The following is a 26,720-nucleotide window of genomic DNA, read 5'->3' on the forward strand; positions in this document are numbered from 1 at the left end:
TACTTTGCGGTCGTCCGAACCATGACTGCGGGGCGACCTCGACCGTCTCGATCGACCTGCTCGCCCATGGTTCGAGCCGGCATCACTCGTCCGAGCACATGCGGGGCTACGGTGCGCGTGCCTCAGGCCGGGGATTCCCGGTGGGGCTCACGACATCGACGCGAACTCTGAGTGGGTTCCCGCCAAGCGACGCTGCAGGGGCGACTCCGCAGACGATTGAGATACGTCGGGGCGTCCTTGCCTCTGGCAACACGCGACTGAAGACGTTCGAGCTGTTCGACAGGGTGACGTGCGTCGTTACTCCGGCAATACTCGCTACGGCTGGAAAATGCCTATATCAGCGGTCGTCAGCCGGGCGGAGGTCCTCGAGGATGCGTCGCGCGACCGTGCGGCGGTCGGAGGTCCGCTCTCCGACTGGGCCCGCCAGCAGGGTCTCCACCGCGGCGCCGAGGCGCGTCCGCTCCGCCGACGACAGGTGCGTCAGCGCGCGCTCGGTCGCGACCAGTGCGTGGTATTGCTCGAAGGTCGAGCGGCTGTCCCCGATCGCGTCGGCCAGGACGCCGGCGCTCGCCAGCCGTGGGTCGGCCTCGATGAGCGCCAGGGCGGTGATCCGGTCGCCGTCGGAGCCGCTCGCGAAGATCCGAGCCACGTCGTCGGCCGAGAGCGCGTCGGTGTCGAGGGCGCGGGCCTCGCGCAGGATGCCCTCCATGCGGGAGGTGCGGTCCCACCCGGACGGCTCGGTCTCCCGAAGGCGCTCGTAGCGCGACCCCACCAGGGAGGCCGCCGCGAGGAGTCCTTCCGCACGCCGCTCGAGCTGTTGCGCCTGCTCGGCGTCGCCGGCCGCCCGGGCCCGGGCCGCCTGCTGACGCACGCTGCGCGCACGGCGCTCCAGCTCGAAGCGGACGCCTGCTGCCTCGATCGCCTCGAGCCGGTTGCCGAACACCGACAGCGCGCAGATCGCGACGCCCGCCGCGACCAGGGCGGTGGAGCCGAGCTCGTTGTCGGTGAGGAACACGGCCACGCCGCCGGCCACCAGGACGAGCATTCCGACGACGACACCGCCGATCCGCGCCGAGCGCGTCAGCACCGGCCCGGGAGCTTCCACCGGCGCGTGGGACATGCGTTCAGCGTAGGTCCGCGAGGGTTCGACGACGAGCCGTCGAGCGCCGGAGAACCGCGGAACACGGCCCTCTGTCCCTGGACCCCGGGGAGGCCCTAGCCTTGCGCCATGCTCATCCTCGCGATCATCGTGTTCGGAATCCTCGTCGGCGGCCTCGCCCAGATGGCGCTCGGCCGCCGCATGGAGTCGGTGAACTGGACCCTGGCGATCGCTGCCGGCCTCATCGGCTCGCTGCTCGGCGGACTCGTCGCCAGCCTGATCGCGGGCGACGGCCTGGAGCTCCGCGCGAGCGGACTGATCGGCTCCTTCCTCGGCGCCATCGTCGTCACCGCGGCCTGGGGCGCGCTCTCCACGCGCCGCGCCTGATCGCCGGAGCCACCATGGCCCTCCACGTGAACGCCGACAACTTCGTCGGCGCCGAGACCGCCCGCATGTTCCACGACTTCCAGGCGGAGGCCGGTGCGGTCAACGTGTTCTCGCACGTGCGGGAGCCCTCCCCCATCGAGAACCAGCTCGTGGTGCGGCTCAACCGCGACACGCTCTACAGCTTCGCGGTCGTCGATCTCGCGCAGGACGTGGTGCTCACCCTGCCCGACTGCGGCGAGCGCTACCTGTCGGCGATGCTCGTGAACGAGGGTCACTTCGTCCCGCTCGTGCTGCACGCCGCCGGCCCGCACCGGCTCGCCCAGAACGAGGTCGGGAGCCGCTACGCGGCGCTCGCGATCCGGATCCTCGTCGACTCGCAGGACCCCGATGACGTCGCCGAGGTCAACCGCCTGCAGGACACGCTCTCGATCCAGGCCGGCTCGGCGGTGCCCTTCGCGCTCGACGACTACGACAAGGCCAGCTTCGACGCCACCCGTGACGCGCTCCTGAAGCTCGCCGCCGGGCTCTCCAGCTTCGATCGGACGTTCGGCCGGCCCGACGAGGTCGACCCCGTCCGACACCTCATCGGCACGGCCGCCGGCTGGGGTGGCCTGCCGTCCTCCGAAGCGGCCTACGTGGGCGTGCAGCCCGACGGCGACGGCCCGTACGAGCTCACGATGGCCGACGTGCCCGTCGACGGCTTCTGGTCGATCTCGGTCTACGACGCGAAGGGCTTCTTCGCCCAGAACGACCGCGACTCCTACAGCATCAACAACATCGTCGGCGTCCCGAACGAGGACGGGTCCGTGACCGTGCGCTTCGGCGACTTCGGACCCGACGTGCCGAACGCGATCCCCACGCCGGAGGGCTGGAACTTCCTCGTGCGCCTCTATCGGCCCCGCCCCGAGATCCACGACGGCACGTGGAAGGTGCCCGCGCTCGTCCCGGTCTCCTGAGCCGCGCTCAGTGCAGCAGGGCCTTTGCCGCCACCAGGAACAACCCCAGCAGGCCGGCCATGAAGGCCTCGACCGACGCGCGGCGAACGCTCAGCCCCGCGCTCAGCGAGGCGAGCAGCACTCCCACGCCCAGCTGCAGGATCGTCCAGATCAGGCACAGGTAGATCGCGGTGCTGCCTGAGGCACCGAGGGCGACGGCCAGCAGGTAGGCGACGATCACCGGCACGCCGCCGAGCAGGACGCCGGCCTGGAGCCCGGCGTGGCGGGCGAGGCGCCGGTGCAGCGGGTCGGCCTGGCGGCGGAGCTGGTCGCGCAGCGCATGCAGGTAGACGTGGGTGAGCCAGTAGACGACGAGCACGACCGCCCACGCGAGGAAGACTCCGGAGGTGTGCTCGGCGTGCGCGCCGGCCACGGTCACGGTCGCCGCGCTGACGATGGTCCCCTCGATCGGCGCGCCGATGTCGTCCACCAGGAGCGTGCGCATCCTCGAGGAGGAGGCCGTCGCGTCGCTCACTGGGTCCATGGGCCAGCAGGCTACCGACCGCGGGACGCCGGGCTCAGACCCGGTCGAGGACCCGGAGGTACCGGCGCGTCATCGCGGTCTGGACCGCCGTCGTCAGGGGCCCGCCCAGCCGCGCCAGCCGGGTGGCGGGCCGTGAGTAGGCAGCGATCGTGAAGGTCAGCGATCCGTCCGTGCGGCGCTCCACGACGAAGGACTCCTCCCCCGACTCCGGGTGTCCCGGCAGGGATCCGTAGGCGAAGCCCACGCGGTCGGGCTCCTCGATGACATGGACCACGCGGCAGGGGATCTTCACGCCGACCGTGCCGAGGCCCAGGGTCATCTGCACGACCGTTCCGACCTGCGCTCGGGCGTCGGACGCCCTCACGTGGAGCCCCGACCGCTCCTGCACGCGCCACGCCATGAGGTCCTCGACGGCTCCGGCGAAGTCCCGCCGAGCCAGCGTGCGCTGCCTCGTGAAGTGGTGGAAGCCCGGCTGCGGCTCGGGCGTCGCGCCCACGGGCGCATAGGTGAACGGAGCGGCCCGCAGCCGATCCGCTTCGCTCGTGGGGAGGATGTCGACCATGCTCAGCCGACCGGGACGACGTACGACTCGACCTCGGCGATGAGGTCGCCGCGGAACGTGAACAGGTCACAGAAGACGAAGGAGAACCGCCCGGCCTGCCGGTGACGGCCGGCTCCCGTCCCGGTGATCACGAGGACGTCGCCCGCCTCGGTCGTCCGGTTCACGGTCAGCTCCGGGCTGCCCTCGAAGTCCGGGTTCTCGATCTCGGTGTCGAACTCAGCCCTGCCGCGCGTGGTGCGCAGGCCGTGCACGTGCCACACCACGTCGTCCGTCAGGCAGCCGAGCACCATCGCGTGGTCGCTGCGACGAAAGCCCTCCAGATAGCGGTCGAGGACCTCGAGCCGGGTCTGGGTGGTCATGGACGGCACTCTGTCAACGCGCCGAGCATCTCGCCAGTCCTGCTCGGCGGCGAAAGTCGTCACGCGACCCAGGTACGGATTCGACCGTCCGCCGCTCTCCACTGGAGAACCAGCGGCTCGACAGATGGAGAGACCCATGCCCAGGGATCGAACGACCACGAACACCCACCACGTCTCCGGGAGGAACCGTCGCGCCCGCGGACTCCTGCTGTCCCTCGGGCTGGTGGTTGGCCTGCTCGCCGCGGCGCCGGGCGCCCAGGCGCGCGAGGCCACCACACCGGATCCCGCAGGCGGCGGCTCCAGCGCACTCGACCTCCACAAGGTCAAGGTCGTCAACAACGCCAAGGGCGTGCGGATCACCGTGAGGATGAAGGCCGTCGACTGGGAGGCGGAGTCGACACCCGTCGGCGAGTTCCGTCTGCTGCTCGACACGAACGCCTCGTCGCCCGGCGCGGAGTTCGCCGAAGAGGTCGGCATCCCGGGCGACGGCGGCTTCCGTGCGCTCAAGGGGTCGAAGAAGCACCGCAAGAGCTGGGTGACGTACCCGTTCCCCGGAACGTGCGGCAAGACGGTGCGCGAGCGGTACGACCTCGAGCACGGCCTGGTCGTCGTCCACGTCAAGCCCAAGAAGGGCTGCCTCTTCCACCCGAAGCACGTGCGCGTCAACGTGCGGACCATCCAGTCCGGCTACATCGACGCCAGTGGCTACGAGCCGTTCACGCCGGCCCGCGTCGACCACCTGCCGTACAAGGGCAAGTTCACGCCGTGGGTGAAGTACTCGCGGAGCTGACCCCGCAGAAGCACGAGGGCCCGGCCATCGGTCGGGCCCTCGTGCGGAACGGCGCAATCCGCGAACGAGCGGACGCTGGTTGCCTAGGCTCTCGTACGTGAGGTCCGTTGTCCTCGCCCTCGTCGTCTCGTCCGCGCTGGTCCTCGCGGGGTGCGGACCCTCGGGCCCGGGCGTCGACCCGGACGACTACGGAGCCGTCGTCGAGGAAGCGCCCTCCGAACTGCTGACGGAGGCCCAGATCCAGAAGGCGCTGCTCACCGTCAACGACCTTCCCGACGGATGGAGCTTCAACTCCGACTTCGAGGGTGGCGGCGAGGACGATTCGCGCACGACCTCGGAGGACCCCGGGTGCGAGGAGTTCACGGCCGGCCTGACCAACACCGACGGCACCCTGACAGCCGGCGAGGCCGAGGTCACCTTCTCCAAGAGCGAGTACGGCCCCTTCCTCACCCAGACGATCCGCTCGAAGGGCGGTGACGACGCGGTGAAGTCGATGAAGTCGTTCAAGAGCGCGCTGAAGGGCTGCGACTTCTACACCATGATCGACGGCGCCGGAGGCGTGAGGACCGACTACGTGATCTCCGACCTGCCCTTCCCTGACCTGGGCGACGACACGGTGGCGCTGACGATGCGCGCCACCACGGAGGGGCAGACCATCGACCTGCCGATGGCGATCGTCCGGGTCGACCACACCTTGGTCATGCTGGCGACATTCCAGCTGGGCGGCGGCACGGGAACCCAGGAGTTCGAGGCCGTGGCGCGCACCGCCGTGAAGAAGGTCAAGAAGGCCTCCGCCTGACGAGGTCGCCAAACGAGCGGGGCTTCCCCTGACTATGGGGGGAAACTTCAGCGCTCGGCCAGCGGCCGGGGGTCGTTGCCCGGGAGGCCGGCGAAGGCCTGGACGATGTCGAGCCAGTGGTCGGCGGCGGGGCCGGTGGCGGTGACGTCGACGTCGGAGCGGTGGCGGCGCCGGGTGGCCAGGAGGGCGAAGTCCCAGCCGTCGCCGGTGACCCGCTCCTCGGAGTCCTCGGGGCCCCACGTCCACAGCTCGCCCGACGGCCCGGTCAGTTCGACGCGCGGCTCGACGGCCGGCGGCTCCTCGCCGCGCATCTGGTGCGTGAAGGCGAACGTGCGCACGCCGATGTGGCAGACGTGCTTGGCGCGGTCGGTGCGCGGCACCGCGATGCCGAGGGCCTCGGCGACGTCGTGCCCGTGGGCCCACGTCTCCATCAGCCGCGCGGTGGCCATCGAGACCGGACTCATCGGCGGCCCGAACCACGGGATCTTGTTGCCGTCGGGGACCGACTGCAGGGCATCGACGAGGTCGCTGCGACCCTGGCGCCACGCCGGCAGCAGCGACTCCGGCGGCTCCTGCGCCAGCTCGTCGGTGGCCTGGTCGATGTAGCCCTCGGGATCCTCCAGCGCCGCCACGATCAAAGCGTCGAACGCAGCCTTGTCGTTGATCGCGTAGGTCGAGGTGACGTCGGTCCAGTGCAGGTGAGCCACCTGGTGGGCGACGGTCCAGCCCTCAGGCGTGGTGACGGTGCCCCACTGGTCGGGCGTCAGGCCGGCGACCCACCCGTCCAGCTGCAGCGATTCCGCGGCGAGATCGTCCAGGACAGTGTCGAGTTTGCTCATCGTTCCAGTTCTCGGTCGAGGGTGTCGGCCCAGGCGTCGAGGATCGAGGCCCGGCGTGCGGAGTCGTCGGTGAGGGTGGCGGCCAGGCCCAAGCCGCGCAGGAGGTCGAGCGTGGCCTGGACCAGCTGGCGGTTGCGGCCGCGCGACTCGTCGACCTCCAGCAGCTCCACGGCGCGCGCGTGCGTCTCGCGGCCCAGCCGGCGCTCGAACGGCGCCACCTTCTCCAGCAGGTCGGGGTCGGTCCGCGCCGCGACCCACAGCTCCAGTGCAGCGAGGAACGCCGGCGAGGTGACGAGGTGGGACAGCAGGCCCAGGACCACCCGGGTGCGACCGCTCTCGGGCAGCTCGTCCGGGTCGATCGCCAGCTCCTCGCGGCGGCGCTCGGCGATGTACTCCACGGCCGCGACGACGAGGTCCTGCTTGCTGGGGAAGTGGTGCAGCTGCGCACCGCGACTGACCCCGGCGCGCTGACTCACGACCGTCGTGGACGTGCCGGCCCAGCCGACCTCCACCAGCGAGTCGACCGTGGCCTCGAGGAGCCGCTGGCGCATGAGCCGCGTGCGCTCGGGCTGCGGGGTCCTCGTGGGGCTTTCGGTCACTGGCCCAGCATCCTCGACCCCTCACTTACAGTCAAGCCTGTTGGTTTCTTCCCTCCCCGGACTGGAGGCGTAGTCACTTGTGACGGTTGATACGTATACAACCTTCTGGGGCCGGCGGGGAAACCTAGAGTCGCACACGCGGGGTGAGCGCTCCGTACCCCCACTCGAGAGCGAATCTCCATGTATCGACGCGTCACCTCCGTCGCGACCAGTGCGGCCGTCGGCCTCGCTGCCGCTGTGGCCCTCATGCCCGCCAGCGCCCAAGCGGCCCCCGAGACGTTCACCGGACGCGTCCAGGTGATCGTCGGCGACACCATCATCGGCTGCGCGTCCACCCAGATCCAGGCCTACGGCGACCTCCCGGGGATCAGCCAGTCCACCGACGGAGCACTGCGCGTCTCCGTCTCGGCAGGGACCCAGCAGCAGATGGCGATCGAGGGTCGGGACGGAAGCGTGCTCGGCGTGGACGACTCCGCGGCCGCCTACCCGATGACCGGGACGGATCCGCAGTACACCTTCCTCAGCATGCAGGAGCCCCTCGCCGCGGGTTCACCGTCGGTCGCGCGGCGTCAGAGCGCGATCTGGTCGGTCGATCCGGCCACGATGGATCTCTCCGCGGCCTACGTGCGCGATGACCTCACCGTCCTGGACATGACGGCCCACACGTTCGGGCACGAGTACTTCATCTCCCTCACCCCCAACTTCGCTGCCGTGGCGAACGAGTTCTCGATGGCGCGCCAGGCCACCTTGCGCCTCGGTGAGGCCTGCTCCGGTCTCGTGCAGGTCGATGAAGCGCAAGCCATCACGTTCACCTCGTCTGCGCCGAGCCCCGCGTACCCCGGCCAGACGTACACGGTCGCGGCGACCGGCGGCGCGTCCGAGAACGCGGTCAGCTTCTCGTCGGCGACCTCCGACGTCTGCTCGGTCGACGGCACCACGGTGACGTTCGACGCCGTCGGCACCTGCACGATCGACGCGAACCAGGCCGCGGCCACGGGCTACTCGGCCGCCCCGACGGTGAGCCAGGACATCGCCGTCAGCGCGATCGCCAGCTCGGTCGCACTCGACCTCGCTGACGCCGCCGTCGTGACCGGCCAGACCACCACCGCACGGGCCACCGTCGACGTCGTCGCGGGCACGGTCGCCGCGGCGGGCGGCTCGGTCCAGTTCGCGGTCGACGGCACCGACGTCGGTGCCCCGGTCGCCATCGACTCCGACGGCCTCGCGTCCAGCCCCGAGCTCGGCGCGGGCGTCGGCTCGCACCAGGTCACCGCCACCTACGTCCCCGCGAGCGCTCACCACCTCGGCTCCACGAGCAGCGCCTCGCTGACCGTCGCGGCCGCGAACACCACCACGAAGGTCTCGGTGAAGCCGACCGAGCTCTCGGCCACCGTCGCCCCGGTCGCGCCTGGCGCTGGCACCCCCACCGGTGACGTCACGTTCCGCGTCGACGGCACGAAGGTCGGCACCGCCGCCCTCGCGGACGGCATCGCGAAGCTCGACTTCACCGTGCCGACCGACACGGCGCACGGCGTCTCGGCCGAGTACACCGGCAGCACGGACTTCAACGCCTCCTCCGCGTCGACCTCGCGCTCGAACCCGACCATCACGAGCCGCGTGAGCTCGGCCCAGAAGTCGCGCGGCGGCTGGTACCGCACGCCGGTCACGGTCTCGTTCACCTGCGACGCCAAGGGCGCCGAGCTGGCCACCGCCTGCCCGAAGCCCGTCACGGTGTCCCGCCAGGGCGCCAGCAGCGTGACCCGCACCATCCACACCGCCGACGGCGGCGTCGCCACCGTCACCGCCTCGGTCAAGCTCGATCGCAGCGCGCCGAGCGTCGGCATCCGCGGCGTGAAGTCCGGTCGCAGCTACTTCGACGCAGCGAAGCCGACCTGCTCGGCGAAGGACTCGCTCTCGGGCGTGAAGACCTGCAAGGTCACCACGAAGCGCAGCGGCAGCCGGGTCGTCGTCACCGCCAAGGCCACCGACGTCGCGGACAACGTCCGCACGAAGCGCGTCGCGTACCGCCTCGCGGGCTACAAGATCGAGGGCGCGAAGCTGAAGAACGGCGTCTACCAGGTCCGCCACGGCGAGACCTACACGATCGTCGTCCGCGGCTCGAAGGCCCGCTACGTCTACGCGACGCCGGCGCCCGGCAAGCCGCACCGCGGCTCGGTCCCATTCAAGAAGGCCGGGAAGGACCGCTGGGCCCTCGGCGTGAAGATGTCGATGACGACGAGCCGTACCCGCTCGTGGAACCTCGGCTACACGCAGCACGGCAAGTTGCACGTGATCAAGGTGAAGGTCGTCGGCTGACCGCCACTCACTGACGGAGGTTTCCTGTCACTTCGCGAGGTTCGCGAACCTCGCGAAGTGACGGTTTCCCCGGTTAACCGGGGAAACCGTCAGGCCATCTCGCCCTCGAGGGTCTCGGGACGCGCGTCGGCGTCCTCGACCTCGACGGCCGGGGGCTCGCCGATGTGGGTGAGGGCGAACTCGGCGGCGAGCTCGATCGCGAGGTCGGCGTCGGGCAGGTGCCCGGCCATGATCGGGAAGGCGTGCAACTGCCCGCGCCACAGGTGCACGTCAACCTCGACGCCCTTGTCGTCGAGCAGCAGCGCGAACGCCTCCACCTCGGGGCGCAGGAACTCGTCCTCGACGGCCACCAGCTGCGTGGGCGAGTGGATGTAGGCACTCGCGTGGAGCGGGTCGGCGAAGCCCTCGATGGCCTCGCCGTCCTCGGGCAGCCACAGCCGGCGCAGCGCGGCGACTCGCGCGATCGGCAGCACGGCCTCGCGCACCTTGTCGACGCGCATGACGTTCTTGTCCTGGCGGTCGGGCTCGAGGCTGAGCAGCGGAGAGAACGCGACGAGCGCGGCGGGCGCGGGCAGTCCACGGCGCGTGGCCAGCTCGGCCACCTTCATCGTGAGGTAGCCACCGGCGGAGTCGCCCGCGACGACCACCTTCGAGGCGTCGGCCGCGCGGTCGAGCACACCGGCGTACGCGGCGATCGCGTCCTGCACCGACTCGGCGATCCCGGCCTCGGGCAGCTGGCGGTAGTCGATCGCGTAGATCGTGCCGCCGGTGGCGCGCACGATCTCCTCGAGCATCGAGCGGTAGGAGTGGACGCTGCCGGTGAAGAAGCCGCCTCCGTGCAGGTAGAGCAGGTGCAGCCCCGTGGTGGGCCCGTCGCCGGGCGTCATCACCTCGCCCGGGACGCCGCCGATCTCGCACACCTCGACCGCGATGTCCTCCGACGCGCCACGGTTCACGACCTCGGAGAACCGCTGGATGCGGCGGATGGTGCGGACGTCGACCGGGGCCATCCTCAGCAGTGGCTTCACGGTCATCCGCGCGCCGCGACCGACCATGCGGGCGAGGGGCGTGGGACTGTCGTGCAGGACCGCCGCGGTGTGCACCGCCCGCATCGGGCGGCGGCGCCCGCGTCCGGATCGGGAACCGGCCTGCGTGTCCACGCCCCGAGTTTAACGACCGGGCGGACATCCGCGTGCCGATCGCAGATCCTGGGCTCCGATAGCCTGTCAGCGTGGTGACGCTCGAGGAACTGCAGGTTCGCACCCTCGGCGAGTGCAGGTACGACTCGCCGCTGTCCGACTATGTCGCGGCTCGCGCCACCAACGCCTACTACGTCGCCGAGACCGATCGCGTCCTCATCGACGACACGATCTCCTTGCTGTCGGCGCGCGGCGACACCCCCTTGACCGAGGTCCCCTCGTTCGAGCCCGGCGGGCCGCGCCGCAAGATCTTCTTCGATCCCAAGAAGACCAAGGTCGGCATCGTCACGTGCGGCGGCCTGTGCCCCGGCCTCAACGACGTGATCCGCGCGATCGTCCTCGAGCTGTTCGAGCACTACGGCGTCACCGACATCACCGGCTTCAAGAACGGCTACGCGGGACTCGTGCCCGGCAAGGCGCCCGACCCCATCACCCTGACGCCGGCCTTCGTCGAGACCATCACCGACCGTGGCGGCACCGTGCTCGGCTCATCCCGCGGCAGCCAGAACATCCCGCAGATCGTCGACAACCTCGTGCACCGCGAGATCGACATCCTCTTCGTCATCGGCGGCGACGGCTCGATGCGCGGTGCCCACGCAATCGCCGAGGAGGCCCTCGCGCGCGAGCTGCCGATCGCGGTCGTCGGGGTCCCGAAGACGATCGACAACGACATCCCACTGATCGGCACCAGCTTCGGCTTCCAGACGGCCTACGCGAAGGCCGCCGAGTCGATCAAGGGCGCCCGCGTCGAGGTCGAGGCGGCCATCGGCGGCGTCGGCGTCGTCAAGGTCATGGGTCGCGCCGCCGGGTTCATCGCCTGCTACGCCGCCCTGGCCAACCACGACGCCGACTTCGTGCTGATCCCCGAGGTGCCGTTCAACCTCCAGGGGGAGAACGGCCTGCTCGCCACGTTGCGCAAGCGCGTGAAGGAGCGCGGCAGCGCCGTCATCGTGCTGGCCGAGGGGGCAGGGCAGCACCTCATCCCCGCCAGCCGTCGCACCGACGCCAGCGGCAACACCGTGCTGGGCGACTTCGCGGGCTTCCTGCGCGCCCAGATCGCCCGTGACTTCAAGGACCACGACGAGCCGCTCACGCTGCGGTACTTCGACCCCGGCTACATGATCCGCTCGGTCCCGGCCGACGCCGCCGACTCGGTCTACTGCACCCGGCTGGCCCAGGCCGCCGTCCACGCCGCGATGGCGGGCCGCACCGACATGGTGATCGGCCGCCCCCGGCACCGCTTCGCCCATGTGCCCATCTCGGTGGTCGTCAAGAACACGCAGAACGTCAATCCCGACGGCGACCTGTGGCTCTCGGTGCTCGAATCGACGGCGCAGCCCTTCAACATGTCCTGATCGCGGACGCGACTCTCGCATGGTGAGACGGCCGGAAGGACGCGCCGAACGGTGACAGGCTCGCACTGACACCCGATGCCGAAGGAGCACCCATGAGCGAGCACTGGTCGTTCGAGACCAAGCAGATCCACGCCGGCCAGACGCCCGACCCCGCCACGGGTGCGCGCGCGCTGCCGATCTACCAGACGACCTCGTACCAGTTCCGGGACACCCAGCACGCCGCCGACCTGTTCGCGCTCGCCGAGCCGGGCAACATCTACACGCGCATCATGAACCCGACGCAGGACGTCGTCGAGCAGCGACTCGCCGCGCTCGAGGGTGGCGTGGGTGCGCTGCTCGTGGCCTCGGGCCAGGCCGCCACCACCGGCGCTCTCACCAACGTGGCCGAGGCCGGCGACCACATCGTCGCGTCGGCCAGCCTCTACGGCGGCACCGACTCGCTGCTGCGCCACACGTTCCCCAAGCTCGGCATCGAGGTCACATTCGTCGAGGACAGCAACAACCCCGACGCATGGCGTGCCGCGGCTCGCGAGAACACGAAGGTGTTCTTCGGCGAGACCATCGGCAACCCGAAGGGCGACATCCTCGACCTCGAGGCCATCAGCGCGGTCGCGAAGGAGGTCGGCGTCCCGTTCATCGTCGACAACACCGTCGCCACGCCGTACCTGCTGAACCCGCTCAAGCACGGCGCCGACACCGTGGTCCACTCGGCCACGAAGTACATCGGCGGCCACGGCACCGCGATCGCGGGCGTCGTGATCGACGGCGGCACGTTCGACTACGCCGCCCACGGCGACAAGTTCCCGGGCTTCACCACCCCCGACGCGAGCTACCACGGCCTGGTCTTCAGCGAGGCCCTCGGCCCGGCGGCGTACATCGCCAAGCTGCGGGTGCAGTACCTGCGCAACGTCGGCCCGGCCGTCTCCCCCTTCAACGCGTTCCTCATCGCCCAGGGCCTCGAGACCCTGAGCCTGCGCCTCGAGCGCCACATCGAGAACACCCGCAAGGTGGCCGAGTGGCTCCAGGCGCGCGAGGACGTCGCGAAGGTCACCTGGGCGTCGCTCGACGGCAACCCCTACAAGGAGCTGGCCGACAAGTACACGCCCCGCGGCTCGGGCGCGGTGCTCACGTTCGAGCTGCCCGGAGGCGTCGACGCCGGCCGCCGCTTCATCGACGCGCTGGAGCTGTTCAGCCACGTCGCGAACATCGGCGACGTCCGCTCGCTGGCGATCCACCCGGCCAGCACCACCCACTCGCAGGGCACGCCCGAGGAGCATGCCGCCACCGGCGTCACTCCCGGACTCGTCCGCCTCGCGGTCGGCATCGAGGGCATCGACGACATCCTCGCCGACCTCGACGCCGGGTTCCGGGCGGCCAAGTAAGCCGTGACCACCGTTCAGCCGCTGGGAGACCTCACCCTCGAAGGGGGTGAGGTCCTCCCGCGTCTGGAGGTCGCGTACGACACGTGGGGAGAGTTCACCGGCGACAACGCCGTGCTCGTGCTGCACGCCCTCACCGGAGACTCGATCGTCGCCGGCCCCGACGGCTGGTGGAACGAGGTCGTCGGACCCGGCCTGGGTATCGACACCGACCGGTTCTTCGTCGTCGCCGCCAACATCCTGGGTGGGTGCAAGGGCACCACCGGCCCGGCCTCCGCCGGCCCCGACGGTCGCGTCTGGGGCAACCGCTTCCCCGCCATCACCGTCCGCGACCAGGTGGCCGCCGAGGCGATGCTGGCCGACCACCTCGGCATCGACCGCTGGCACGCCGTGATCGGCGGCTCGGCGGGCGGGATGCGCGCGGTCGAGTGGGCCGTCACGCACCCCGAGCGCGTGGAGCGCCTCTTCCTGCTCGCCTCGTCGGCCTACGCGTCGGCCGAGCAGATCGCCTGGACGTCCACGCAGGCCGACATCATCCGCGCCGCGGGCCCCGAGGCGGGCCTCGAGCTGGCGCGGCGGATCGCCCACACGACCTACCGCAGCGAGGCCGAGCTGGCGGAGCGGTTCGGTCGCACGGTGCAGTCCGACGGCCGCTTCGCGGTGCAGTCGTACCTGCAGCACCACGGCGACAAGCTGGTCAAGCGCTTCGACGCGTGGTCGTACATCGCCCTCGGCGACGCCATGAACAGCCACGACGTGGGGCGCGACCGCGGTGGCCTCGAGGCGGCCCTCGGCCGGGTCACGGCACGCACCGTCGTCGCCGCGATCGACTCCGACCGGCTGTACCCGCCGTACCAGCAGCAGGAGCTGGCCGACCTCATCCCCACGGCCGAGCCGCTCGCCGTGGTGCGCTCGCCGCACGGGCACGACGGCTTCCTCATCGAACACGAGCAAGTGGGCGCGCTCGCCCGGGAGCTCCTAGAGCACTGAGCCCGTCCGGTCGCGACAGCGCGCGGTTCGTGGTGTCGTGGGATCGAGAGGAGATCCCATGGCACCGAAGAAGAAGGCACCGTCGAGCCTGAAGAATCCCGACCTCTACGAGGAGCTCCGCGACGACGGCGCATCGAAGTCGAAGGCGGCGCGCATCTCGAACGCCGCGGCCCGCGACGGCAAGAAGACCGTCGGCAAGCGCGGCGGGAAGTCGCCGGCCTACGAGGACTGGACCGTCGCCGACCTGCGCAAGCGCGCCAAGGAGATCGGCCTGTCCGGCTACTCCAGCCAGAGGAAGTCCGAGCTGATCGACTCCCTGCGCAACTCCTGACGTGCCTCGGGACCGGCCCGAAGGCCGGCCCCGAGGTCCTCGGTCAGTTGATGCGGTAGTCCGAGATGCCGTTCGTCAGCGACGGGCTCGGCCCGGGGCTGATGAACTGCTCGTAGCGCGTGTCGTTGTCGACGTAGCGCTTGAGCCAGGCGATCGAGTACTTCGCGATCGTCGTGTTGCTGGTGTTCGGAGCGAAGTGGCTCGCGCCGCGCAGCTCCAGGTACGAGCGCCGCTCGGCGTTCGTCAGCGAGTTGTAGAACGGGATGGCGTGCGATCCGGGGGGCGCCACCGTGTCGTTCTGCGCACCGATCTCGAGCGAGGCGGCCTCGACCTCGGGCCACGACTTGTCGAGGTTCCACGGCGTCAGGCCGATCGTCGCCTCCAGGGAGCGACGCGTCTTGGCGGCCTCGAGCGTTCCACCGCCACCCATCGAGTGACCGATCACGGCCTGGCGCGAGGCGTCGATGCGGCTGCGGACGGTCGTGTCGGCGATCGTCTGGTCGAGCGCCGCGAGCAGCTGCGTGCCGCGCGAGCCCGGCTGGTCGAACCGGCTGTTGGTGTCGATCGTGATGACGACGAAGCCCTGCGAGGCGATCCGCGGGCCCAGCCACGAGATCGTCGACTGCGCCGCCGTGTAGCCCGGCGACACCGCGATCACGCCGAACGTGCCGTCGGCCGTGGAGGTCGGGTAGTAGATCGTGCCACCACCGAAGCCGCGCGCCGACAGCGACGAGATCGTCTTGGAGCTCACCGCGTACGGGCCGCGGGTCGCCTCAATGCTGCTGTTCGTGGGAGCCGGCCCCCGCTCGTACGGGTTGTCGGCGGCGACGACCGGCTGGGTCGCGGCGCCGACGGTGAGTGCCGCGCCGGCGAATGCCATCGCGATCAGTCTGGACAGTTTCATGCTCGTCTCCTTCGACGGTCTGGATCGAACCGTTGGGACGAGCTCGTCCAAACGCAGCGGCTTGCCCCCCGATGACGGGCCGATCCAAGGTATCTGCACACCTTGTGCGGATAGTTGGTGCCCTCACGATGCGTGACGCCGACACCTCCTGTCAAGAGGTGAATGTGAGCCACGCCACATTCCGTTAAGGTGAGTTCAATTTCAGGAAATGACGGGAGTCCCCCCATGCCCACGATCGATGTCAACGGCACGACCCTGCACTACGAGGACGAGGGCCCACGCGACGCGCCGGCCCTGCTCATGAGCGCCTCGATGTTCTTCGACGCGCGGATGTTCCAGGCGCAGGCGGACCGCTTCGCCGACCGCTACCGCGTGGTCCGCTACGACCACCGGGGACAGGGACGCAGTGCTCGCGCGCCGCGTGAGCAGCTCGACTACGACACCCACACCGCCGACGTCGTGGCCCTGATCGACGCGCTGGACCTGGCCCCCGTCGTCTTCGTCGGGAACTCGATGGGCGGCTTCATCGGCCTGCGCCTGGCCGCCCGCCACGGCGACCTGCTGAGCTCGGCCGTCGTGATGGGCACCTCGGCGGACGTGGAGGAGCAGGCCGACCAGATGGACCAGCTGATCGAGGTCCTGGCCGAGCACGGGATGGAGCCGGTGCTCGACGGCGTGCTGCAGTTCATGATGGGCACCACCACGCTGACCGACCCGGCCCGGGCCGACGTCCTGGCCGGTGTGCGCGAGCTCCTGCTGAGCCGCGGCCCGGAGTACGCCGACGCCGCCTGGAACATCGCCCACCGCCCCGGTGTGCTCGACGAGCTCGGCGACATCCGCGTCCCGCTGGTCGTGGTGGCCGGAACGGAGGACGCGACCTACCCGCCCGAGAAGTCCGAGCAGATCGTCGCCGGCGTGCCGCACGCCCAGCTGATCCGGATGGAGCACACCGGCCACGTGCACGCGCTGGAGAACCCCGAGGCGGTCAACGAGGTCCTCGAGCGTCACCTCGCCGAGGTCGCACCGGTCTGACCAGGACATGACACGAGGGCCCCGGCGCGATGCCGGGGCCCTCGTGGATGTCGTGCGTCGGAGGTCAGTTGCTCCGCGAGCTGGTGGGCGCGCTCGTGGGCGCACCATCACGGCGACGACCGGGACTGCGCGAGCCCTGCGGGCGTCCGCCCGGCCCACCGCGACCCTGGCCACCGCGACCCTGACCACCACGGCCCTGGCCACCGGCGCCCTGACCGCGACCGCGACCGCCGCGACCCTGGCCGGAGCCGGAGCGCGAGCGTCCGTCGGCCGGCAGCTCGGGCGCCTCGGTGCCCGCGGTCGTCAGCGACGCCACGGTCATCGGCGACGGGGCCGAGGACGCGTAGTGGTGACGAGCGGTCACGCCCGCCTTGCGCTGGAGGGTCATGACCTCCTTGAGCGCGTCGGGGGTGGTCATCGTGACGACCGAGCCCGACTCGCCGGCGCGGGCGGTGCGGCCCGAGCGGTGGAGGTACGCCTTGTGCTCGGCGGGCGCGTCGTAGTGCACGACCAGGCCGATGCCGTCGACGTGGATGCCGCGGGCGGCGACGTCGGTGGCGACGATGACGGTGGCCTCGCCACGGGTGAACTGGGCCAGGTTCCGCTCACGGTTGCGCTGCGAGAGGTCGCCGTGCATGTCGACCGCGGAGACGCCCTTCTGCGTGAGCTGCTTCGCCAGGCGCGTGGCGCCGCGGCGGGTGCGCGTGAAGACGATGCTGCGCGGGTTCACGCTGAGCAGGTCGTACGCGGCGCGCGTCTTCTCGGTGGCCTCGGTGACGAGCACGTGGTGCTCCATCGTCTCGACGTTGTCGTCGGTCGAGTCGACCTCGAACAGCGCGTGCTGGGGCAGGTGACGGCGCACCAGCTTGTCGACGTCGCCGTCGAGCGTGGCCGAGAGCAGCAGGCGCTGGCTGTTCGCCGGGGTGCGGGCGAGTAGCGCGTCGATCGGCTTGAAGAAGCCGAGGTCGCACAGGTGGTCGGCCTCGTCGAGGACGGTGATCTCGATGCCGTCGAGCGTCAGGCAGCGACGGTCGAGCAGGTCGGTGAGGCGGCCCGGGGTGGCGATGACGATGTCGATGCCGCCCTTGAGCGCGTTGATCTGCTTGTTGATCGGCACGCCGCCGTAGACGGTGGTGTGCTTCAGGCCCATCTTCTGCGCCAGCGGCAGCAGGGCGGTGTGCACCTGGATCGCGAGCTCACGGGTGGGCAGCAGGATCAGCGCGCGCGGCGCCTTGGGGCGGCTCGTGCGGCCGGCGAGGCGAGCCAGCACGGGCAGGCCGAACGCGAGCGTCTTGCCCGAGCCCGTACGGGCGCGGCCGAGGACGTTGCGGCCCTCGAGTGCGGCCGGGAGGACGGCCTGCTGGATGGGGCTGGGGTTGACGATCTCCTGCTGTGCGAGCTTGCGCACGAGGCCGTCGGGGAGGTTGAAGTCGTTGAACGTGGGCAGCGCAGGGCTGCGGTCAATCTGGGTCAAGGGGTCTCAATCACTGAAGGGTGCCCGCTTGCCAGGGACGCGATTTCCGCGCTACATCGTCGGGCCGGAACAGCGCGCGAAGGGCGCGTTCACCTTTCGAGCCTAGCAGCCGGGCGCCCCGGAGGCCCCATCCTGACGACGTGACCCTCGACTCCCCGCACAGCAGGGCCCCGGCTCGTCGCCGGGGCCCTGCCGATCCGAGTGGGAGGATCACTCGAAGTAGCGGCGCGGGTTCTTCACCAGCATCGTGTCGACGTCGTCCTCGCTGAGGCCCTTCTCCAGCAGCATCGGCACGACGTCGTCGGGGATGTGCCGGAAGTTCCAGTTCGGCTGCATCTCGACCTTGTCCTCGGGCTTGAAGTAGTCGATGTAGCACGACGCGTCGTGGGCGAGCGTGATCTTCTCGACGTAGCCGCGGCGCACCAGCTCGACGATCGTGTCGACGCGCTTCTCGGTGGACAGGTAGACGTCCAGGCCGAAGCGGTCCATGCCCAGCAGCGAGCCGTTCTCCGCCAGCTCCGACAGGTAGTCGACGTCGTCGGAGTCACCGGAGTGGCCGAGCACGATCTTGCTGGGATCGACGCCCTCCTCCCCCAGGACCTTCTGGGCCACGAGGCCCGAGCGGGTGTGCGGGTTGGTGTGCACCGTGACGGGGGCGCCGGTCTGCGAGCTGGTCTGCCCGACGGCGCGCATGACGCGCTCGACGCCCGGCGTCAGGCCGGGCTCCTCGATGACGCACTTGAGGAACGCCGCCTTCACGCCTGTGTCGGCGATGCCCTCGTTGATGTCCTTGAGGAACATCTCGACGAGGGGCTCCGGCTGGTCGAACAGCAGGCCGGGGCCGCGGTGCTCGAACTGGTGCGGGAGGTCGTTGTAGGTGTAGAGGCCGGTCGCCACGACGATGTTGAGGTCGGTCTGGGCGGCGACCTTCTGGATGCGCGGGATGTACCGGCCCAGGCCGAGCACGGTGGGATCGAAGATCGTGTCGATCCCCGCCGACTTGAGGTCGTTGAGGTCGCGCACGGCATCGGCGACCTTCTGGTCCTCGTCCCAGTCCCCGGCGTAGTTGATGCGGAACTCCTCGCCCAGGACGAAGACGTGCTCGTGGACCAGGGTCCGGCCCAGCTCAGAGCTGTCGATCGGACCCTTGACGGTCTGGACAGTCGCCATGCGCACTCCTTGGATGATCAGTTGATGTGGCTTGTGTCACACCCTTAGGATCACAGCGTACTGAATTTGAGTCCGGTTTCAACTGTCTTTCGAGAGGAATTCCCGATGGCCGCCTCCTCCGCGCTGCGACCCCGCGCAACGCCTGCTATTTCCACTCCCATGGGCCCCGTCCGTGCGACCGAGTACGGTCGTGAAGCATGACCACCACCAAGCGCACCACCCTCGCCCAGCGCCCCTCGGGACTGCCCGACGACAGCACCTGGGCGACCGAGGAGGTCGACCTCCCCGCACCCGCGGACGGCGAGTTCCTGGTGAAGATCGACCACATCTCGCTCGACCCCGCGATGCGCGGCTGGCTGAACGACGTGCGCTCGTACGTGCCTCCCGTCCAGATCGGTGAGGTCATGCGCGCGGCCGGCACCGGCACGGTCGTCGAGTCGAACCACCCCGACTTCGCGGTGGGCGACGCCGTCACCGGCACCTTCGGCGTCACCGAGTACGCCATCAGCAACGGCGACGGCGTCCAGAAGATCGACACCTCGCAGGTGGGTCCCGCCACGTGGCTCGGCGCCCTGGGCATGCCCGGCCTCACGGCCTACCACGGCCTCCACGAGGTCGGCGAGATGAAGGAGGGCGACATCGTCGTCATCTCCGCCGCCGCAGGCGCGGTCGGCAGCGTGGCCGGCCAGCTGGCCAAGGCCAAGGGCTGCACCGTCATCGGCATCGCCGGTGGCGCCGAGAAGTGCGCGTGGCTCAAGGAGATCGGCTTCGACGAGGCGATCGACTACAAGAACGAGAACGTGCTCAAGCGCCTGCGCGAGATCGCTCCGAAGGGCATCGACATCTTCTTCGACAACGTCGGTGGCGACATCCTCGACGCCGCGCTGGCGAACCTGCGCCACGGTGCCCGCGTGATCATCTGCGGCGCCGTCTCGACCTACAACGACGAGAAGCTGGCGCCCGGCCCGAAGCGCTACATGTCGCTGCTGGTCTTCCGCGCGAAGATGCAGGGCTTCCTCGTGTTCGACTACCCGGAGAAGGACGCGGCGGCCATCGCCGACATGTCCGAGCTGATCTCCTCGGGCAAGCTCGTCGCCCGCGAGACGGTCGTGGAGGGTGGCGTCGAGAAGTTCGGCGAGACGCTGCTCGGCCTCTTCGAGGGTCGCAACACCGGCAAGCTGGTCCTCCAGGTCGCCTGACCGACCCCCGCGAACGGCGCCGGAGCGAGAGTTCGCTCCGGCGCCGTCCTGCGTCAGGCGTGGGCGGCGAGGAAGTCCAGCACCTTCGGCTCCACCGTGTCGGGCGCCTCGAGCAGCGGGCTGTGCCCGCACCGCGGCACCATCACCAGCTCCGAGTCGGGCAGGCCGTCGGCCAGCTCGGCGGCCCAGTCCGGCGGCCGCACCGGGCACTCCTCGCCCGACACCACGAGGGCCGGGACGCCGATCGAGGGCAGCAACGGTGTGGCGTCCTTGCGCCGCATGACCCCCACCATCGCGGGCAGCAGCTCGGGCGGGAGCTCGCTCATCCGCCCGGACCACAGGTCCACGACGTCCTTCTTCTGCGGGTCCGCCAGCGTCGACCGGCCGAGCATGACCTGCTGGAGAAACTCCAGCCGGTCGTCGGCGAAGCCCTGCTGCGCGGCGTTCGTCGCGAACGCCACGTACTCCTCGACCTTCTCGGCGGGCTCGCCGCGGACGGACGAGCCGACGAAGACGAGCGCCCGCACCAGGTCGGGCCGGTAGGCGGCCAGCCGGGCCGCGACGTCGCCGCCCATGGACGACGCCACCACGAGGGAGTCCTGCAGGCCGAGCGCGTCCATCACGGCGGCCGTGTCACCCGCGGCCTGTTCCATCGTGACCTCGTCGGACTCCGCCGGCGCGCTCGCGCCCTGGCCGCGAAACTCCGGGCGGACGAACCGGAACCGGCCACGGCCGGCCTCCACCAGGCCGTCGAACATGCGGTGGTCGAGGAAGAGCGAGTGGAGGCAGACCACCACGGGGAGGTCGTCCTCTCCGGTGTCCTCGACGTTGAAGGTCGTGCCTGCTGCGTTGATCGTCGTCATGTGGGGGGATCCTCTCGTGTGACCTGCGTCACTGTCTCGCGCCACACTAACCTGAAACCGAATATGATTTCACCTATGACTTCCGAAGCGGCCTCGGCCACCCGCGCGCCCTCATCCCTCCTCGAGGGCAGCACCGGCGCCGGAACGGACGCCTCCCTGGGCGAGCTGCTGCGCAGCCGGCGCAGCATCCGCGGCTACCGTCCCGACCCCGTGCCCCGCGAGGTCATCCGCGAGATCCTCGCGGAGGCCGTCCTCTCGCCGTCGTCGATGAACACCCAGCCGTGGAAGTTCCACGTCCTGACCGGCGATGTCCTCGACCGCATCCGCGAGGAGAACACGCGGCTCATGCTGGCCGGCGCCCCGATCCAGCGCGACGTGACCGTGGCCGAGCGCTACGAGGGGGTGCACCGCGACCGCCAGGTCGACATCGCCAAGCGCCTCTTCGGCGCGATGGGGATCGCCCGCGAGGACCAGGAGGCCCGCCTCGACTGGACGATGCGGGGGTTCCGTCAGTTCGACGCGCCCGTGTCGATCGTCATCGCGCACGATCGCAGCCTCGAGGCCGTGAGCCCCATCGCGCACTTCGACCTCGGCGCCGTCGTCCACGCCCTCGTGCTGTCGGCGTGGTCGCGCGGGCTCGGCACCGTCATCAACAGCCAGGGCATCATGCAGGGCGCCGCGGTCCGCCGCGAGGCCGGCATCCCCGACGACCACGTGATCTTCACGGCCGTCGCCCTGGGCTACCCCGACGAGGACTTCGCCGCCAACCACGTGCGCTCGGCGCGAGAGTCCGTGGACGACGTCGCCAGGTTCGTCGGATTCGACTGAGCGTCGGATTCGACCGAGCCGCGTCAGGCCCGCTTGGAGCCGTCGAGCGGGACGCCCAGCGCGTCGAGCCAGACCCGCGTCGCGGTCTGGACGATCGCGTCGTCGCTCATGCCCGGCTCCTCGAGGGCGTACACGTGGTACGCCAGGCGGCCGAGGATGGGCGAGAGCGCCCGCGCCGTCATGTACGGATCGAGCTCGGGGTTGGCGTAGCCCGCGTCCTGGAGCCGCTTGATCCACCGCGCGTTGCGCTCGGCGAACGCCTTGGCCCGCTCGAGGCGCAGCTGGCGGAAGTTCGGGTCGATCGTCGCGACCTGCTCGAGCAGCAGGTTCAGCTTGGCGTTGCGCTTGTACGCCTCGACGTACGCCCGGTTGCTGGCGTCGAGGATCGCCGCCACGTTGCTGAGGTCGTCGTCCACCCGCGGCAGCCCGGGGTGGAGCATGTCGTCGGCCGCCGCCTGCATGACAGCGGTGAAGATCTCCTCCTTGCTGTCGAAGTAGGTGTAGAACGTGCCGATCGAGCAGTTCGCCCCGGCGGTGATGTCGGCGAGGCGCGAGTTGATGAACCCGTCCCGCTCGAACACGCTCCGGGCGGTGGCGACCAGGGCGGCGCGCGTGCGCACGCCGCGGGCCGTGGTGGGCATCTCCCGGACGCGGGAGGTGTCGACCAGGGTCGGCAGCTCGCGGACGACGTCCTCTGCTTCCACTTCGCTCATGACGTCACCGATCCTACTGTGCGGTAGTGCTCGACGTGACCGGGCTCACCGGATCACCACCGGGTTCACGGGGGCACCGGTGCCGCCGACCACCTTGAGCGGCGCGGCCGTGTAGAGGAACGTCCACCGTCCGTCCGCCGCGCACGCGGCGGCGAGGTCGTCCAGCCAGGCGATCTCGGTGAAGGTGACGCCGAGGTTCCGCATCAGCGCACTGTGCAGCGGCAGCACCACGCCGTGGTTCGGATCCATCGTGACCTCGTTCGCGATCGTGTCGGTGACGAGGTTGGGGATCTCCATCTGCTGGAACCACTCGACGAGCTCGGGCGAGTAGGTCAGGCCCGGCTCGCAGAAGTCGGCGTAGAAGTCCTCGGGGGTCGTCTCGTACCAGTGCCCGATGAAACCGGTCCGGATCAGCAGGACGTCACGCGGCTCGATCTCCTGACCCTGGGCCTTCGCTGCCTCGAGGAGGTCCTCGTGCGTGAACGTCTCGCCCTTGTCCAGGTGCGCCTTCCCGCGGTGGCGGGCCATGTCGATGAGGATGCCGCGACCGACGATGCCCTTCTGCGCGATGGGCAGCACCGAGGCCTTGCGCATCTCGCCGACGGTCTCGGTGGCGTCGAAGCCGTTCCAGATCTTGCCGCCGATCCAGACGTGGCCGAGGGCGTCGTACTGCGTGGACGCCTGCAGGAAGATCGTCGCCTTGTCGTCGGCGTAGTGCGCGCCGCCGGGCGTCTCGTCGCCCTCGCCTCGCTGGAAGAATCCCTCGTCCATGATGTTCTGGCGCTGGATCGGCTCGCGCCCCGGCCACACGGGATCGCCACCGGGGTCGCCCATCGGGACCTGCAGCGTGAAGCTCTCGCCCGAGACGATGGCCGCCGCGCCGCGGACGGCCTCCTGCGGGCCGAGGTAGTTCAGCGAGCCCACCTCGTCGTCGGGGCCCCACTTGCCCCAGTTCTTGGGCGAGTCGGCCAGGACGGCCTCGGTGTCGGGGGCGGCGTTCTCGGTCATGGACGTCCTCTCGGGGTGGTGAGGCGACCGGCGAGTCCGGTCGTCTCGGCGACGTGCCAGGCGTGGTCGATGACGCCCTGGATGCGTTCGGGGGTGGGTGCGCCGCCCTCGGCGGTGTTCGCCGGGTTGTCGAGGGTGCGCCGGTAGACGCCCTCGCTGATGATCGCGACCTTCCAGATGCCCAGGACGTGCCAGAAGGCGAGCGTCCCGCCGTCCCGCCCGGAGGCGTCGAGGTAGGCCTGTGCCAGCTCGTCGCGGGTCGGGAAGCCCGGCAGGGTCGAGGCCGCGAACAGCCCGCTGGGGGCCTCGCCGGCCTCGGGCCAGTACGCCAGGGTGCTGCCGATGTCGGCCATCGGGTCGCCCAGGGTCGACAGCTCCCAGTCCAGGACGGTGCGCACCGTGCCGTCCTCGCCGTCGACGATCACGTTGCGGATGTGGAAGTCCCCGTGCACGAGGGACAGGTCGCCCGGCGGCGGGACGTGGTCGTGCAGCAGCGCGGTCAGCGCGTCGAGGTCGGGTCGCTCGACGGTTCTGCTCGCCTCGAACTGGCGGGACCAGCGCTTGAGCTGGCGCTCCGCATAGGGCGAGCGCGACGCCAGGTCGCCGAGCCCGACCGCGTCGACGTCGACCGCGTGGATCGCCGCGAGCGTGCGGGCGATCTCGAGTCCCAGCCGGCGACGGGCGTCGAGAGTGAGCGACTCGGCGATCTCCATCTGGTCCAGCACGATGCCGTCGACGTGCTCCATCACGACGACGGGCACGTCGGCGACCCGCTCGTCCTCGCACACCCCGACGAGCCCGGGGACGGGGACGGGAGTGTCCTGCAGCGCAGCGAGGATGCGGTGCTCGCGCACCACGTCGTGCGCCGACGCGAGCAGCTCGCCGAGCGGGGGCCGGCGCGCGATCCACGTCCGGCCCCCCTCGTCCTCGAGGCGGTACGTCAGGTTGGACTGGCCGCGGCCGACGCGGGTCGCGGAGATCGTCCCGCCCACGTCGACGCCGCGGCCACGCATCCAGCCGCCGAGGGCGGTCAGGTCGAGTGCGACCGTCACTTACCGCTCCCGAAGCGCTGTCCGCCGTCGATCACGAGGGTCTCGCCCGTGATCCAGCTCGCGGTCGAGCCCGCGAGGAACGCGACGGCCGAGCCGATGTCCTCCGGCTCGCCGATCCGGCGCAGCGGCGTGTTCGCCGCGACGGCCTCCTCGTGCTCCTTCCACAGCTCCTCGGCCAGGCGGGTCCGCACGACGCCTGGGGCGACCGCGTTGACCCTGATGCCCGGGCCCAGCTCCTGCGCCTGGTGGCGGGTCAGGTGGACCAGGGCGGCCTTCGAGGCGTGGTAGACCGCGAGGTTCGGGCCCACGGCGAACGCGCCGAGCGACGCGGTGTGCACCACCGAGCCGCCGTGCTCGCCCATCCAGAGCTCGTACGCCAGCTGGGTCCACAGCGTCGGGCCCCACAGGTTCACGTCGAGCGTCTTGGCGAACCGCGAGTGCTGCTGCTCGACGAGGGAGCCGAACGCCGGGTTGGTGCCGGCGTTGTTGACGAGGACGTCGATGCTGCCGAACTGCTCGAGCGTGCGCTCGAGGCAGGCCCGGGACGCGTCCTCGTCGGTGACGTGGGCCCCGATGCCGAGGGCGCGCTCGCCCACCTCACGGGCGGCCGACTCGGCGTCCTCCTGCTTGCGTGCGGTCAGGACGACGTTGGCGCCCTCCTCGTGCAGGGCGTGGGCGATCGCGAGGCCGATGCCTCGCGACGCGCCCGTCACCACGGCGGTACGACCGGCGAGTCCGAGATCCATCAGAGACCACGCTCCGAAGCGCGGCGGCGCAGCTCGACGCGGGCGAGGGTGCGCTTGTGGACCTCGTCGGGTCCGTCGGCGATCCGCAGGGTCCGCTGGTGGGCGTAGAACGACGCGAGCGGGAAGTCGTCGGTGACGCCGCCGCCGCCGTGGACCTGGATCGCGCGGTCGATGATCTTCAGCGCGATCTCGGGCGCCTTGACCTTGATCGCGGCGATCTCGACGCGGGCCTTCTGGTTGCCCACGGTGTCCATCAGCCACGCCGTCTTCAGCACCAGCAGGCGGGTCGCCTCGATCTCGATGCGGGCCTCGGCGATCCAGTCCTGGATGTTCGACCGGTCCGCGACCGGCTGACCGAACGTGGTCCGCGACTGCGCCCGGTCGATCATCAGGTCAAGTGCACGCTCGGCCATGCCGATCGAGCGCATGCAGTGGTGGATGCGTCCGGGCCCGAGGCGGGCCTGGCTGATCATGAAGCCGTCACCCTCACCGGCCAGCAGCGCCGTCTTGGGGACGCGGACGTCCTCGAACAGGATCTCGGCGTGGCCCTCGCGGTCCAGGTAGCCGAACACGGGCAGGCCACGCACCACGGTCACGCCGGGGGTGTCGATCGGGACGACCATCATCGACTGCTGACGGTGGGTCTCGGCCTCGAGGTTGGTCTTGCCCATCACGATCAGGACCTTGCAGTTCGCGTGCAGCGCGTTCGACGCGAACCACTTGCGACCGTTCAGCACGTACTCGTCGCCGTCGGGAACCATCCGCAGCTCCACGTTCGTCGCGTCCGAGGAGGCCACCGCCGGCTCGGTCATGCAGAACGCCGACGCCATCTCGCCCGCGAGCAGCGGCTTGAGGTACTTCTCCTTGTGCTCCTCGGTGCCGAACAGCTGCAGCACCTCCATGTTCCCGGTGTCCGGAGCGTTGCAGTTGATCGCCTCCGGAGCCAGGTACGGGCTCCGGCCCGTGATCTCCGCCAACGGCGCGTACTGCAGGTTCGTCAGCCCCGGCGAGCCCCACTCCTCGTTCTTGTGCGGGTGGAACAGGTTCCACAGACCCAGCGAACGCGCCGTCTTCTTCAGCTCCTCCAGCACCGGCGGGTGGAAGTTCGGGTTCCCCGACTCCGCCATCTGCTGGTGGTACACGGCCTCGGCCGGGTAGACGTGCTCGTCCATGAAGGCATTCAGCTTGTCCTGGTACTCACGCGTCATCGCGTCGAGTTCGAACTTCATCAGTCTCTCCTCGAGTGGT

General features: G+C 70.3%; 28 protein-coding genes. 12 read left to right on the plus strand and 16 right to left on the minus strand.

The genetic code is table 11. The features are described from left to right. Window positions 1–337: 337 nt before the first annotated feature. Window positions 338–1,120, minus strand: coding sequence for a hypothetical protein (locus tag ACY1JX_RS09265; protein WP_462563794.1), 783 nt, complete (start codon window positions 1,118–1,120; stop codon window positions 338–340). Window positions 1,121–1,228: 108 nt separating this feature from the next. Between ACY1JX_RS09265 and ACY1JX_RS09270 the strand changes: the two genes are divergently transcribed. Both ACY1JX_RS09270 and ACY1JX_RS09275 read left to right on the plus strand, forming a co-directional pair. Continuing rightward, on the plus strand, window positions 1,229–1,486 hold the full coding sequence (locus ACY1JX_RS09270; RefSeq protein WP_181753849.1) for a GlsB/YeaQ/YmgE family stress response membrane protein: 258 nt from the start codon (window positions 1,229–1,231) through the stop codon (window positions 1,484–1,486). Window positions 1,487–1,500: 14 nt separating this feature from the next. After that, window positions 1,501–2,442 (plus strand): DUF1214 domain-containing protein, encoded by a 942-nt coding sequence (locus tag ACY1JX_RS09275; RefSeq protein ID WP_462563795.1) that lies wholly within the window; start codon window positions 1,501–1,503, stop codon window positions 2,440–2,442. A gap of 7 nt (window positions 2,443–2,449) precedes the next feature. Here the strand turns inward: ACY1JX_RS09275 and ACY1JX_RS09280 are convergent, their stop codons facing one another. Genes ACY1JX_RS09280 through ACY1JX_RS09290 form a run of 3 tightly spaced genes read right to left on the minus strand, consistent with a single transcriptional unit; the run spans window position 2,450 to window position 3,886 of the window. Further along, window positions 2,450–2,965: a hypothetical protein gene (locus tag ACY1JX_RS09280; protein WP_462563796.1), complete on the minus strand. Its 516-nt coding sequence runs from the start codon at window positions 2,963–2,965 to the stop codon at window positions 2,450–2,452. Between the two features lie 34 nt (window positions 2,966–2,999). Continuing rightward, complete coding sequence (locus ACY1JX_RS09285; protein ID WP_462563797.1) at window positions 3,000–3,527, minus strand: DUF1990 family protein; 528 nt, start codon at window positions 3,525–3,527, stop codon at window positions 3,000–3,002. A gap of 2 nt (window positions 3,528–3,529) precedes the next feature. Continuing rightward, on the minus strand, window positions 3,530–3,886 hold the full coding sequence (locus ACY1JX_RS09290; protein ID WP_462563798.1) for a nuclear transport factor 2 family protein: 357 nt from the start codon (window positions 3,884–3,886) through the stop codon (window positions 3,530–3,532). Window positions 3,887–4,022: 136 nt separating this feature from the next. Between ACY1JX_RS09290 and ACY1JX_RS09295 the strand changes: the two genes are divergently transcribed. Beyond that, window positions 4,023–4,676, plus strand: a complete 654-nt coding sequence (locus ACY1JX_RS09295; protein ID WP_462563799.1) for a hypothetical protein — start codon at window positions 4,023–4,025, stop codon at window positions 4,674–4,676. Between the two features lie 97 nt (window positions 4,677–4,773). Next, a complete protein-coding gene (locus ACY1JX_RS09300; protein ID WP_462563800.1) occupies window positions 4,774–5,475 on the plus strand; it encodes a hypothetical protein in 702 nt (233 codons plus the stop codon). A gap of 47 nt (window positions 5,476–5,522) precedes the next feature. On the opposite strand, the gene ACY1JX_RS09305 is transcribed toward ACY1JX_RS09300, so the two are convergent. Together ACY1JX_RS09305 and ACY1JX_RS09310 are read right to left on the minus strand one after the other, a co-directional pair. Continuing rightward, complete coding sequence (locus ACY1JX_RS09305; RefSeq protein ID WP_462563801.1) at window positions 5,523–6,314, minus strand: TIGR03084 family metal-binding protein; 792 nt, start codon at window positions 6,312–6,314, stop codon at window positions 5,523–5,525. Beyond that, window positions 6,311–6,913 (minus strand): TetR/AcrR family transcriptional regulator, encoded by a 603-nt coding sequence (locus tag ACY1JX_RS09310; protein WP_181753835.1) that lies wholly within the window; start codon window positions 6,911–6,913, stop codon window positions 6,311–6,313. Before ACY1JX_RS09310 ends, ACY1JX_RS09305 begins: the two co-directional genes overlap by 4 nt. A gap of 180 nt (window positions 6,914–7,093) precedes the next feature. Between ACY1JX_RS09310 and ACY1JX_RS09315 the strand changes: the two genes are divergently transcribed. Continuing rightward, on the plus strand, window positions 7,094–9,229 hold the full coding sequence (locus ACY1JX_RS09315; protein WP_462563802.1) for an Ig-like domain-containing protein: 2,136 nt from the start codon (window positions 7,094–7,096) through the stop codon (window positions 9,227–9,229). 89 nt (window positions 9,230–9,318) lie between these two features. Here the strand turns inward: ACY1JX_RS09315 and ACY1JX_RS09320 are convergent, their stop codons facing one another. Beyond that, window positions 9,319–10,389, minus strand: a complete 1,071-nt coding sequence (locus ACY1JX_RS09320; RefSeq protein ID WP_462563803.1) for an alpha/beta hydrolase — start codon at window positions 10,387–10,389, stop codon at window positions 9,319–9,321. A 71-nt stretch (window positions 10,390–10,460) separates the two neighbouring features. On the opposite strand from ACY1JX_RS09320, the gene ACY1JX_RS09325 reads away from it, so the two are divergent. The 4 genes from ACY1JX_RS09325 (at window position 10,461) to ACY1JX_RS09340 (ending at window position 14,483) form a co-directional block, all read left to right on the plus strand. Next, complete coding sequence (locus ACY1JX_RS09325) at window positions 10,461–11,783, plus strand: ATP-dependent 6-phosphofructokinase (RefSeq protein ID WP_462563804.1); 1,323 nt, start codon at window positions 10,461–10,463, stop codon at window positions 11,781–11,783. 92 nt (window positions 11,784–11,875) lie between these two features. Then, window positions 11,876–13,165 carry a bifunctional o-acetylhomoserine/o-acetylserine sulfhydrylase gene (locus tag ACY1JX_RS09330; RefSeq protein WP_286930562.1) on the plus strand — a complete coding sequence of 430 codons (1,290 nt, stop codon included), beginning with the start codon at window positions 11,876–11,878 and terminating at the stop codon, window positions 13,163–13,165. Between the two features lie 3 nt (window positions 13,166–13,168). Next, complete coding sequence (gene metX / locus ACY1JX_RS09335) at window positions 13,169–14,152, plus strand: homoserine O-acetyltransferase MetX (RefSeq protein ID WP_462563805.1); 984 nt, start codon at window positions 13,169–13,171, stop codon at window positions 14,150–14,152. Window positions 14,153–14,210: 58 nt separating this feature from the next. Further along, complete coding sequence (locus ACY1JX_RS09340) at window positions 14,211–14,483, plus strand: DUF7218 family protein (protein WP_462563806.1); 273 nt, start codon at window positions 14,211–14,213, stop codon at window positions 14,481–14,483. 43 nt (window positions 14,484–14,526) lie between these two features. Here ACY1JX_RS09340 and ACY1JX_RS09345 read toward each other — a convergent pair whose 3' ends face one another. Further along, window positions 14,527–15,387, minus strand: coding sequence for a poly(ethylene terephthalate) hydrolase family protein (locus tag ACY1JX_RS09345; RefSeq protein ID WP_462563807.1), 861 nt, complete (start codon window positions 15,385–15,387; stop codon window positions 14,527–14,529). A 225-nt stretch (window positions 15,388–15,612) separates the two neighbouring features. On the opposite strand from ACY1JX_RS09345, the gene ACY1JX_RS09350 reads away from it, so the two are divergent. Beyond that, on the plus strand, window positions 15,613–16,419 hold the full coding sequence (locus ACY1JX_RS09350) for an alpha/beta fold hydrolase (protein WP_462563808.1): 807 nt from the start codon (window positions 15,613–15,615) through the stop codon (window positions 16,417–16,419). Between the two features lie 64 nt (window positions 16,420–16,483). Here ACY1JX_RS09350 and ACY1JX_RS09355 read toward each other — a convergent pair whose 3' ends face one another. Further along, window positions 16,484–17,893, minus strand: a complete 1,410-nt coding sequence (locus ACY1JX_RS09355) for a DEAD/DEAH box helicase (protein WP_462563809.1) — start codon at window positions 17,891–17,893, stop codon at window positions 16,484–16,486. Window positions 17,894–18,103: 210 nt separating this feature from the next. After that, window positions 18,104–19,063, minus strand: a complete 960-nt coding sequence (locus ACY1JX_RS09360) for a phosphotriesterase family protein (RefSeq protein WP_462563810.1) — start codon at window positions 19,061–19,063, stop codon at window positions 18,104–18,106. A 197-nt stretch (window positions 19,064–19,260) separates the two neighbouring features. Here ACY1JX_RS09360 and ACY1JX_RS09365 point away from each other — a divergent pair, with 197 nt between their 5' ends. After that, window positions 19,261–20,262 carry an NADP-dependent oxidoreductase gene (locus ACY1JX_RS09365; protein ID WP_462563811.1) on the plus strand — a complete coding sequence of 334 codons (1,002 nt, stop codon included), beginning with the start codon at window positions 19,261–19,263 and terminating at the stop codon, window positions 20,260–20,262. Window positions 20,263–20,315: 53 nt separating this feature from the next. Here ACY1JX_RS09365 and ACY1JX_RS09370 read toward each other — a convergent pair whose 3' ends face one another. Continuing rightward, window positions 20,316–21,125, minus strand: a complete 810-nt coding sequence (locus tag ACY1JX_RS09370; RefSeq protein ID WP_462563812.1) for an alpha/beta fold hydrolase — start codon at window positions 21,123–21,125, stop codon at window positions 20,316–20,318. A gap of 75 nt (window positions 21,126–21,200) precedes the next feature. Between ACY1JX_RS09370 and ACY1JX_RS09375 the strand changes: the two genes are divergently transcribed. Further along, window positions 21,201–21,953 (plus strand): nitroreductase, encoded by a 753-nt coding sequence (locus ACY1JX_RS09375; protein WP_286930569.1) that lies wholly within the window; start codon window positions 21,201–21,203, stop codon window positions 21,951–21,953. A gap of 23 nt (window positions 21,954–21,976) precedes the next feature. Here ACY1JX_RS09375 and ACY1JX_RS09380 read toward each other — a convergent pair whose 3' ends face one another. The 5 genes from ACY1JX_RS09380 to ACY1JX_RS09400 are packed head-to-tail and all read right to left on the minus strand — an operon-like array spanning window position 21,977 to window position 26,701. Continuing rightward, window positions 21,977–22,666, minus strand: coding sequence for a TetR/AcrR family transcriptional regulator (locus ACY1JX_RS09380; protein ID WP_181753809.1), 690 nt, complete (start codon window positions 22,664–22,666; stop codon window positions 21,977–21,979). Between the two features lie 45 nt (window positions 22,667–22,711). Further along, entirely contained in the window at window positions 22,712–23,674 is a 963-nt protein-coding gene (locus ACY1JX_RS09385; RefSeq protein WP_181753807.1) for a cyclase family protein, read from the minus strand. Further along, entirely contained in the window at window positions 23,671–24,726 is a 1,056-nt protein-coding gene (locus ACY1JX_RS09390; protein WP_462563813.1) for a phosphotransferase family protein, read from the minus strand. The genes ACY1JX_RS09385 and ACY1JX_RS09390 overlap by 4 nt, the downstream gene beginning before the upstream one ends. Beyond that, a complete protein-coding gene (locus tag ACY1JX_RS09395) occupies window positions 24,723–25,472 on the minus strand; it encodes an SDR family oxidoreductase (protein ID WP_206679963.1) in 750 nt (249 codons plus the stop codon). Before ACY1JX_RS09395 ends, ACY1JX_RS09390 begins: the two co-directional genes overlap by 4 nt. Further along, on the minus strand, window positions 25,472–26,701 hold the full coding sequence (locus ACY1JX_RS09400) for an acyl-CoA dehydrogenase family protein (protein WP_462563814.1): 1,230 nt from the start codon (window positions 26,699–26,701) through the stop codon (window positions 25,472–25,474). Before ACY1JX_RS09400 ends, ACY1JX_RS09395 begins: the two co-directional genes overlap by 1 nt. Between the last annotated feature and the right edge of the window lie 19 nt (window positions 26,702–26,720).

The organism is Aeromicrobium sp. JP4 (assembly GCF_054957925.1).

What these genes read in the sequence shown, in the direction of transcription:
- ACY1JX_RS09280 (WP_462563796.1), bottom strand. Translation starts at nt 2,965, where the DNA reads ATGGACCCAGTGAGCGACGCGACGGCCTCCTCCTCGAGGATGCGCACG.
- ACY1JX_RS09370 (WP_462563812.1), bottom strand. Translation starts at nt 21,125, where the DNA reads ATGACGACGATCAACGCAGCAGGCACGACCTTCAACGTCGAGGACACC.
- ACY1JX_RS09400 (WP_462563814.1), bottom strand. Translation starts at nt 26,701, where the DNA reads ATGAAGTTCGAACTCGACGCGATGACGCGTGAGTACCAGGACAAGCTG.
- ACY1JX_RS09375 (WP_286930569.1), top strand. Translation starts at nt 21,201, where the DNA reads ATGACTTCCGAAGCGGCCTCGGCCACCCGCGCGCCCTCATCCCTCCTC.
- ACY1JX_RS09360 (WP_462563810.1), bottom strand. Translation starts at nt 19,063, where the DNA reads ATGGCGACTGTCCAGACCGTCAAGGGTCCGATCGACAGCTCTGAGCTG.
- ACY1JX_RS09270 (WP_181753849.1), top strand. Translation starts at nt 1,229, where the DNA reads ATGCTCATCCTCGCGATCATCGTGTTCGGAATCCTCGTCGGCGGCCTC.
- ACY1JX_RS09275 (WP_462563795.1), top strand. Translation starts at nt 1,501, where the DNA reads ATGGCCCTCCACGTGAACGCCGACAACTTCGTCGGCGCCGAGACCGCC.
- ACY1JX_RS09365 (WP_462563811.1), top strand. Translation starts at nt 19,261, where the DNA reads ATGACCACCACCAAGCGCACCACCCTCGCCCAGCGCCCCTCGGGACTG.
- ACY1JX_RS09285 (WP_462563797.1), bottom strand. Translation starts at nt 3,527, where the DNA reads ATGGTCGACATCCTCCCCACGAGCGAAGCGGATCGGCTGCGGGCCGCT.
- ACY1JX_RS09340 (WP_462563806.1), top strand. Translation starts at nt 14,211, where the DNA reads ATGGCACCGAAGAAGAAGGCACCGTCGAGCCTGAAGAATCCCGACCTC.
- ACY1JX_RS09290 (WP_462563798.1), bottom strand. Translation starts at nt 3,886, where the DNA reads ATGACCACCCAGACCCGGCTCGAGGTCCTCGACCGCTATCTGGAGGGC.
- ACY1JX_RS09380 (WP_181753809.1), bottom strand. Translation starts at nt 22,666, where the DNA reads ATGAGCGAAGTGGAAGCAGAGGACGTCGTCCGCGAGCTGCCGACCCTG.
- ACY1JX_RS09345 (WP_462563807.1), bottom strand. Translation starts at nt 15,387, where the DNA reads ATGAAACTGTCCAGACTGATCGCGATGGCATTCGCCGGCGCGGCACTC.
- ACY1JX_RS09305 (WP_462563801.1), bottom strand. Translation starts at nt 6,314, where the DNA reads ATGAGCAAACTCGACACTGTCCTGGACGATCTCGCCGCGGAATCGCTG.
- ACY1JX_RS09265 (WP_462563794.1), bottom strand. Translation starts at nt 1,120, where the DNA reads ATGTCCCACGCGCCGGTGGAAGCTCCCGGGCCGGTGCTGACGCGCTCG.
- ACY1JX_RS09350 (WP_462563808.1), top strand. Translation starts at nt 15,613, where the DNA reads ATGCCCACGATCGATGTCAACGGCACGACCCTGCACTACGAGGACGAG.
- ACY1JX_RS09385 (WP_181753807.1), bottom strand. Translation starts at nt 23,674, where the DNA reads ATGACCGAGAACGCCGCCCCCGACACCGAGGCCGTCCTGGCCGACTCG.
- ACY1JX_RS09330 (WP_286930562.1), top strand. Translation starts at nt 11,876, where the DNA reads ATGAGCGAGCACTGGTCGTTCGAGACCAAGCAGATCCACGCCGGCCAG.
- ACY1JX_RS09315 (WP_462563802.1), top strand. Translation starts at nt 7,094, where the DNA reads ATGTATCGACGCGTCACCTCCGTCGCGACCAGTGCGGCCGTCGGCCTC.
- ACY1JX_RS09395 (WP_206679963.1), bottom strand. Translation starts at nt 25,472, where the DNA reads ATGGATCTCGGACTCGCCGGTCGTACCGCCGTGGTGACGGGCGCGTCG.
- ACY1JX_RS09295 (WP_462563799.1), top strand. Translation starts at nt 4,023, where the DNA reads ATGCCCAGGGATCGAACGACCACGAACACCCACCACGTCTCCGGGAGG.